Annotated in this window: 4 protein-coding genes; 1 reads left to right on the top strand and 3 read right to left on the bottom strand. The window is 65.9% G+C overall.

The features are described 5' to 3' along the window. Positions 1 to 48: 48 nt before the first annotated feature. The 3 genes from JWQ91_RS16300 to JWQ91_RS16290 form a co-directional block, all read right to left on the bottom strand. The gene (locus JWQ91_RS16300) at positions 49 to 855 is read right to left on the bottom strand and encodes an SDR family NAD(P)-dependent oxidoreductase (protein ID WP_297786608.1); all 807 of its coding nucleotides are present in this window, start codon (positions 853 to 855) and stop codon (positions 49 to 51) included. A 6-nt stretch (positions 856 to 861) separates the two neighbouring features. Next, positions 862 to 2,751: a fatty acid desaturase gene (locus tag JWQ91_RS16295; protein ID WP_297786605.1), complete on the bottom strand. Its 1,890-nt coding sequence runs from the start codon at positions 2,749 to 2,751 to the stop codon at positions 862 to 864. 197 nt (positions 2,752 to 2,948) lie between these two features. Continuing rightward, complete coding sequence (locus JWQ91_RS16290) at positions 2,949 to 4,214, bottom strand: helix-turn-helix domain-containing protein (protein ID WP_297786602.1); 1,266 nt, start codon at positions 4,212 to 4,214, stop codon at positions 2,949 to 2,951. Here JWQ91_RS16290 and JWQ91_RS16285 point away from each other — a divergent pair. Beyond that, the coding region (locus JWQ91_RS16285) for a hypothetical protein (RefSeq protein WP_297786599.1) at positions 4,213 to 4,572 on the top strand (360 nt) is incomplete at its 3' end. The genes JWQ91_RS16290 and JWQ91_RS16285 overlap by 2 nt on opposite strands.

The raw sequence follows: 4,572 nt of genomic DNA, 5'->3' as shown, positions 1-4,572 counted from the left end.
GAGCGGTGCAGGGGCCGCTGAGAAGTGGCCGCGTCGTCGAGGATTCCGCTACGTCGGCGGGGTGAGGCGCGGCCCGAACAGTTTCAGCGCCTTCAGCGCACCCAGGCCGATGACAGGGAAGCGCCGGTGGAGCCACGTGACCAGTGCCAGCTGCCAGGGGAAGATCACCTCGCGCTGATTCCTCCGGATCGCCTGGACAGTGCGACGCGCCACCACCTCCGGTTCGAGCACGGGAAACCAGCTCGACATCCGGGGATACCAACCCATGTCAGCGTCGTTGCGCTCGAAGTAGCTGGTGTTGACCTCCGATGGACACACGAGCGAGACGCCGACCCCGTAGCGTCCGACCTCCTCGCGGAGGCTCGCCGAAAGACCGACCATGGCGTGCCGGGTGGCGGTGTACGGAACCATGAACGGCAGAGGGAAGAAGCCCGCGGGGCTGGTCATGTTGACGATGTGCCCTTCGCGGCGGCGAATCATGGTCGGCAGGACCGCCCGGCTGGCATGCATCGCTGCAGCGAATGGCAGGTGCACTGTCATCGAGATCTCACGCTGCTCGATCTGCTGCAAGGGCTTGAAGGTTCCAGCGCCGACGTTGTTGACCAGGATGGCCACCGGCCCGAGATCGCGCTCCACCTCGGTGACCATCGCTTCGATTGCCTCCGGATCGCTCATGTCGCACGGATACGAGCGGGCCAAAGCGCCGATCTTGGCTGCCTGCGCCTCCAACGCGTCACGGCCACGGGCGACGAGCGCCACCCGTACACCTTCGCGGGCGAGCGCCTCGGCGATCGCCGCGCCAATTCCCATGGACGCCCCGGTGACGATGGCGACCTTTCCTTCCAGGGTCCGCATGGCGACTCAGGCGTCGTAGTCGACGGCGACCGACGGCGTGGTCGGGTGGGATTGGCAGGTGAGTACCTGGCCGTTCTCCACGTCGGCCGCTGACAGGGCGAAGTTCTGCTCCATCGCAACTGATCCGAGCAGGACCTTCGCCTTGCAGGTGCCGCAGGCTCCGCCGAGGCAGGCGTAGGGCGCGTCCAGGCCGGCTTTCAACGCGGACTCGAGGACGGTGTCGCCGGCTGCCAATGAGACCTCGTGCTGACGGCCGCGCAGACTGACCGCAACTGTCGCCGGGGCAAAGTCGTCGCCGATCCTGGGCTTCTTGTAACCGTGGAAGAGCTCCACGTGCACGTGGTCGGGCCCGGCGCCTTGCTCGATGAGCAGGTCACGCAGGTCGGTCACCATCTCGACCGGTCCACACAGGAACCATTCGTCCACCGAGTCTGCGGCGACGTCGGCGTTGGCGTCGAGCCATTGGTTGAGCCTGGAGCGGTCGACGCGACCGCGGAGATGTACCGGGTGCCGCGGATCGCGGGATCGCACGTGGATGATCCGGAGGCGGTCGGCGTAGCGCGCCTCGAGGTCGTCCAGCTCCTCGCGGAACATCGTGCTGTCGGCGTCCCTGTTGCCGTAAACCACCGTGAAGCGACTGTCGGTCTCGACGGCAAGTGTCGTCTGCAGGATCGAGAGCACGGGGGTGATGCCACTGCCGGCGGCGATCGCCACGTAGTTCTTCGCGGCGAGTGGGTCGAGCTGTGTGCCGAACGAGCCCGTGGGTGTCATCAGCTCGAGGGTGTCGCCCGCCCGCAGCTGCTCCATTGCGAACGTGGAGAAGGCGCCGCCGCTGATGTGCTTGACGGCGATCTCCAGCGTGTCGGACGTGGCTGCGGAGCAGATGGAGTAGTTGCGCCGTACGCCCTTGCCGCCCAGGTCGGTACGGAGGGTGACGTGCTGACCGGGCTCGAAGGAGAACTGGTCGCGCAGGTCGTCGGGCACGTCGAAGCGGATCAGCACACTGTCATGCGTCAACTGATCGACACCGGCGACCCTGACTGGGTGGAACACCGCGGCGTGCGCCGAGGATCGCTTCGGCATGCGCACGGGGAGGAGCCGAGCCAATTTGCCGTTCAGCTGCTTCCACTCGCGGTACTCATCTGGGTCGAGCTGCTGGCCCAGGACGGTGCCGATCGCTGCATCGCGATCGAGGTAGGCCTCCTCGTTGCGTCGCCAGGTCGCGACATACCGGTGGAATGGGATCGAGGGGTGCAGGTGGTGGACGAGGTGGTAGTTCTGGGAGAGGAGCAGGGGCGTGAGGACCCATTCAGATCCGACACGGTTGCGAGTGGCACGGTAGCGATTCTCTTGCTGGGTGTCCTCGAGGTCGTGGTGCGGGAGCCAGTCGAACCACCAGGCCAGGACGAACATGGCGACCCGGGCGGGGATCAGGTACAGCACCGCCAGCGTCCAGAGGTGCCCGGTGAACGCAGATGTGACGATCACGGCAACACTGGTCACCAGCAGGAACGAGGTCTCCAGCACCTCTGCCCGGGGCCGGCTCTTCACATTGCGCACCAGAAAGGTCAGGTAAGGCACGTCCATCAGCGGGAACCGAACGGGAAGCTGCCACCAAGGAGCGCCACTGACGAAGTGGTCGGGGTCGTTCTCGTGGTCGTTGGTGTTCCGGTGGTGCTCGATGTGGATGAACGCGAACGACTTGAAAGAGATCATCGGCGAGACGAAGAACATCGCGACCCGGCCAAAGGCGACGTTGACCCAGCGGTGGGTACTGATCGAGAAGTGCGCCGCGTCGTGCAGCACGGTGAACAGCACGAAGATCGCGGTCGCGCTGAGCAAGACCGTCGCGGGGACGGGAAGCGTGTCGGTCAGCGCGGCCCACGTTGAGGCCACGAAGACCGCGATGGCACCGGAGAAGATGGCAACGATGGGCCACGAGATCGCCGGGACTCTCTCGCCCGGGTCAGGAAGCGCGTGACGAGTGACTGCTGGTAGCTCCGAAGTTGCTGACATACTCAGCAATGTACGAATCGGAGGCCGGACCCGCGAGGGGTGCCAAGCCCACTACGGTGTGCGCGCAGCACATTCGATCAGGCTCTGTCAGGCCCCGGCGCAAGCACGACTGGACCAAGCACATGCACCAGGCGCAACGCCGCATGCAGTTCGGCAATTCGCTCTGTCGCGCGACGTCCGCGCCGTTCCTCGGCCCGGCGAAGTCGCTGCAGCACGGTGTTCCGGTGTACGCCGAGTTCATCCGCTGCCGCCGCTAGACCTCCTTGTGCGTCGAGCACTGCGAGTAGCGTCCGTCGTTCCTCCTCCTCCCGGCGCCCACTGGCCGCCAGCCCGCCCAACTCGGCCGCGACGAAGGAGCGGGCCAGGTCCAGGTCGCCACTCATCGTGTCCACCAGCGCTATCTCGACGTACGACGTCACCGCGGCTCCGCGGCCGGTGAGCTCGACGATCCGACGGCCGCGTTGCGCCTGGAGATGGGAGTCTCGAAAGCCAGTAGTGCCCTGCGCAGGAGTGCCGAGGGTGACCCGGACCCTCTCGGGAACCTGATCGGCCAAGGGCTGGAGATCCCTTGGAGGAACGCCCGTGGCACCCGTCGTGGAGGCCCAGCCCCAGAGCGCATGGGCTCCGTCCGGAACGAGCAGGGGATGTGCTGAGCCGAGATGGGTGCCGACCGCTTCACCCAGACGCGCGAGGTCGACGTCATCGCGATCAGTCCAGCAGACGAAGGCCGTCTGCCATCCAGTGAGCCGGTGGGACAAGGTGCGTTCCGCACGACGGATGTCGATCCGGCTACCGGCGATCAACGCCCGGACCGCATCCGTGCGGGCAGCCCGAGCCCGGGTCTGGATACGGTCGAGCTCGGCGACGTACTCGGCAGCGACCTCGCTGGAAATGCGGTCCACGTAGGCGAAGGCGTAGCGCTGAATGTTGGCCACCACCGCGAGGGCGATGGCCGGATCGGGCACGAACTCGGTGATCCCTGCCAGGATGCGCTCACTGAAGTACGCATGGCCCATTCGGTAGAAGCGCAGCATCACGTCGACGCTGTAGCCGCGCGCCGCCATGGCACGCGCATGCTCGAGTGCAGTGACCGGCGCTGACGCGGCGCTCACATCGATTCCGTGCCGCACCATCGACATTGCCGCCTCGAGGTTCGACGAGCACGACCCCAACGTCAGCCCCCGAAGCTCATCATCAGCACTCGCCTCCGGCACCCGTTCAAGGATGTAGCCGAGCATGTCGTCGGCGTACAACGACACGTGGCCCAACAACTCGGCGGCAGTGCGGCGCAGCTCGACCACCACCGCTTCGGGAAGGTCTCCCACCGCCTCACTCACGCCCATGACCAGAGACTATCCGGGCTATCAGCCCGAGCCGCTGCGAACACCGCGCGCGACGTTCCTCAACCACGGTCGGACAAACATCTGGATCTCCAAACTTCGGATCACCGGCTCAACTGAAGATTTTCGCCCACCAACATCCACACTCGTGCGCGCCCAGGGCCGTCAGTCGGCGTCCGAAGATCGACACGGACTGGAGAGCTGGAAGGACAATCAGCCGAAGGTAAGCGACCCCTCAGACATCGTCGAAGACGTGCAGTCGAGGGCTGCTAAGCGAGACGTCGGTCGGTATGCGGCGCTGAAGAACCCACCGCGGACCCACTCCTTCGGGGATTGCCCAGCAATTGTCTGCGGCGCGGGG

This window comes from Aeromicrobium sp. (assembly GCF_025965075.1).
In the GTDB taxonomy this organism is placed as follows: Bacteria; Actinomycetota; Actinomycetes; order Propionibacteriales; family Nocardioidaceae; genus Aeromicrobium.
Note: the sequence above shows the minus strand (reverse complement) of the source record. Positions and strands in the feature narration are given on the sequence as shown.

Bases quoted from the DNA above. Each gene is read 5' to 3' on its own strand.
- JWQ91_RS16300 (WP_297786608.1), bottom strand. From the start codon at position 855: ATGCGGACCCTGGAAGGAAAGGTCGCCATCGTCACCGGGGCGTCCATG.
- JWQ91_RS16290 (WP_297786602.1), bottom strand. From the start codon at position 4,214: ATGGGCGTGAGTGAGGCGGTGGGAGACCTTCCCGAAGCGGTGGTGGTC.